3 protein-coding genes and 1 pseudogene are annotated in these 3,201 nt (G+C 74.4%); 3 read left to right on the forward strand and 1 reads right to left on the reverse strand.

What is annotated here, in order from left to right:
* Positions 1 to 153, forward strand: a 153-nt coding sequence (locus JNW89_RS32340) for an adenosylcobinamide-GDP ribazoletransferase (RefSeq protein ID WP_238451947.1), incomplete at its 5' end; no start/stop codon positions are given.
* A 65-nt stretch (positions 154 to 218) separates the two neighbouring features.
* Positions 219 to 1,508 (forward strand): DUF2314 domain-containing protein, encoded by a 1,290-nt coding sequence (locus tag JNW89_RS32345; protein WP_238451945.1) that lies wholly within the window; start codon positions 219 to 221, stop codon positions 1,506 to 1,508.
* Positions 1,509 to 1,616: 108 nt separating this feature from the next.
* Here JNW89_RS32345 and gcvT read toward each other — a convergent pair whose 3' ends face one another.
* Positions 1,617 to 2,747: a glycine cleavage system aminomethyltransferase GcvT gene (gene gcvT, locus JNW89_RS32350; protein ID WP_238451946.1), complete on the reverse strand. Its 1,131-nt coding sequence runs from the start codon at positions 2,745 to 2,747 to the stop codon at positions 1,617 to 1,619.
* A gap of 164 nt (positions 2,748 to 2,911) precedes the next feature.
* On the opposite strand from gcvT, the pseudogene JNW89_RS32355 reads away from it, so the two are divergent.
* A pseudogene (locus JNW89_RS32355) lies at positions 2,912 to 3,201 on the forward strand (M17 family peptidase N-terminal domain-containing protein); the annotation flags it as partial.

Consider the following 3,201-nt stretch of genomic DNA (forward strand, 5'->3'; position numbering starts at 1 on the left):
GGGCCGCTCGCCGTCGCGGCGGCGCTCGCCGTCGCGGTCGGGCTGCTGCGCCACGTGGTACGCCGGCTCGGCGGCGTCACCGGCGACGTGCTCGGCGCCGCCGTCGAGGTGGTCACCACGCTGGTCTACCTGGGACTGGTGCTGTCCGGCTGAACGCGGCACCGGGCGGCGGGTAGCGTTTGCCCCGACAGCACCGGCACGGCCTTCCGGGGGACGACTTGCTCATCACGGACGACTTCCTCCCCATCCCGGTGCCGGAGTCGCTGAGCGCGACGTACCTGGTGCCGATGGCGGGGCTGCCCCGGGTGAGCCCGAAGACGGCGGTGCGGGCGCTGGAGGGCCGGCTGGCCGAGCCGGTGCACGGGCTGGCGACGCAGATGCTGGACAGCCCGCTGATGACGGTGGACACCCGGTCGATCGACGAGTTCCCGCAGCTGCCGCCGGACCTGCTCACCGCGTTCGGCGCCACCGAGGCGCAGCTCGGCCGGCTGGCCGCGGCCAGCCACCTGGTGGTGGTGCAGGCCGAGTACCGGCCGGGCTGGCCGCCGGCGCACGAGTGGGCGGCCCGCGCGGTGGCCGCCGCGGTCGCCGAGTCCGTCGACGGCGACGTGGTGGACGTGTTCGGGTTGCAGTTCCTCGACCCGGCGGCCGCGCTGCGCTCGCTGCCGGACGCCGAGGGCCGGGTACGCCTGGTCGACTGGGTGCTGGTGCCCTACTCCTCCGACGCGGAGGGGCTCTGGTTCACCACCAAGGGGCTGCGCCGGTTCGGCCTGCTGGAGTTGCAGACCCAGGGCGTGCCGGACCACCTCACCCGGGCCTGGGGCGCGGTGATGACCGGGGCCGCCCGGCGGCTGCTGCGGGACTGGACCGACGGGCTGGCCGGCGAGGAGGTGCCGGCGTTCGTGCAGCTGCCCGTGCTGGCCACGGTGACCGGGCACGACATCGCGGTGGCGTACGGCAACCCGGAGCAGCACGGCGCGACGGCCCCGGTGCTGCTGCGGCTGGAGCTGGACCCGGCCACCGACCCGGAGGCCGACTCGTTCCTCAGCCTGCGCCCGCCGCCCGGGCACCCGGGTCCGCCCGGGAAGTACTTCGCCGCGGCCTGCGCGACGCTCTTCTCCGGCATCCAGCCCGACGTCCGCTACGCCCGGCCCGGTGACGCGATGAGCAAGGCGATCGCCACCGCCCGGGCCGGGCTGGACGACATCCGGGCCCGGTTCCTCGCCGGCACGCTGCCGCCCGAGTCGCAGCTCGTGGTCAAGTACGGCCTGCCCGGCGACGAGGGCCCCGAGTTCGTCTGGGCCGGGGTGACCTCGTGGGAGGTGCCGGAGCGGCTCGTCGGCGCCAGCGCCAGCGACGCCAACACCGACCCCACCGTCCGGATCGGCTCCCCCGTCGTGGTCGAGGCCACCGACGTCGTCGACTGGGCCCTCCTGGACGGCACCGGCGTCATCGAGGGCGGCTGGACCCAGGCGGTCCTCGACGCCGGCGAACCCCCCACCGCCTGACCCCGCCCACCGGCCCGCCTGCCCCTGCCCCCGTTGATCAAGAAGTTTGCGTCGGATCCGGTGCTCGGATCGACGCAACTTCTTGATCAACAAGCCCGGCGTCGGGGGTTACTTGACCGAGGGGGTCACGAAGGGGGGTCGGGTGACGCGCATCTGGGCGCGGCGGCCGCGGATGTCGACCTCGACGAGGTCGCCGTCGGCGAGCTTGGCCTCGGTGTCGAGCAGGGCCAGGGCGATGCCCTGCTTCTTGGTGGGCGAGAACGTGCCGCTGGTGATCGTGCCGAGCTCGGTGTCCCCGGCGTACACGGTCATGCCGGGGCGCGGGATGGCCCGGTCGACGGCCGCCAGGCCGCGCAGCGTACGCCGCGGGCCGGTGGCCTTCTCGGCGAGCAGCGCGTCGCGGCCCCAGAACGCCGGCTTGTCCCAGCCGACCGCCCAGCCGGAGCGGGCCTGCACCGGCGTGATCTCCAGCGACAGGTCCTGCCCGTGCAGCGGGTAGCCCATCTCGGTGCGCAGCGTGTCCCGGGCGGCCAGCCCGCAGGCCCGCAGCTCGTACGCTTTCCCGGCGGCGAACAGCGCGTCCCAGACCGCGACGGCGTGCTCGGCCGGCACCACCAGCTCGTAGCCCAACTCACCGGTGTAGCCGGTGCGGCAGACGGTCAGCTCCACTCCGGCCAGGGCTGCGGCGGAGAAGCTCATGTAGCCGTGCTCCACCGGCAGGCCCAGCCCGCCGAGCAGCTCCGCCGAGCGGGGGCCCTGCACGGCCAGCACCGCGTACGCCTCGTGCTCGTCGGTGACGGTGATCCCGGCCGGCGCGGCGGCGCGCAGCCGGCGTACCACCTCGGCGGTGTTCGCCGCGTTCGGGATGAGGAAGACGTGGTCGTCGGCGTGCAGGTAGGCGATGATGTCGTCCACCACGCCGCCGGTCGCGTCGTCGCAGCAGAGCGTGTACTGCGCCCGGCCCGGGCCGATGCGGCCCAGGTCGTTGCTGAGGCAGGCGTTGACAAAGTCCGCCGCACCCGGCCCGGTGACCCGCGCCTTGCCCAGGTGGGAGACGTCGAAGACGCCCACGGCGGTCCGCACCGCCGTGTGTTCCTTCAGCACGCCGCCGCCGGCGTACTCCAGCGGCATCTCCCAACCCCCGAAGGGGGCGAACTTGGCACCGAGAGCGGTGTGCCGCTCGTGCAGCGGGGAACGGCGCAGCCGGGTCGCGGCGGCGTCGGAGGTCACGTCCGTCATGGGTGGCAACTTACCGGGGTACCCGCCGCTGGTTAGCATCGGCGGGACCCGCCGCGACAGCCATCGGCGGGACAGCCAAGCTTCCGGCGGGTAGGTTGCCGCCGGAGACCTTCATCGCCGGTACGCGACGACGCGACCGGCCCGGCCCGCCCGGAGTAGCTTCAGTGACATCGCCCAGCACCACCCTGAGCCTGGTCGACACCGACCCCGCCGAGCTTGCCGTCGACGCGATCGTGATCGGCGTGCACAGCCAGACCGGAGAGCAGGACGCCACCAGCGGCCTCGCCGGCACCCTGCTGCTCGCCAGTGGCGCGGAGAGCATCGCCGCCGCCTTCGACGGCAAGCTGACCGAGACGCTGGCGCTGCTCGGCGCGACCGGCGCTCCGGGCGAGGTGACCAAGCTGGCCACGCTGGGCACGGTCACCGCGCCGATCGTCGCCGCGGTCGGCTCGGC

This window comes from Micromonospora sp. 4G55 (genome assembly GCF_016803375.1).

What these genes read in the sequence shown, in the direction of transcription:
- gcvT (WP_238451946.1), bottom strand. Translation starts at nt 2,747, where the DNA reads ATGACGGACGTGACCTCCGACGCCGCCGCGACCCGGCTGCGCCGTTCC.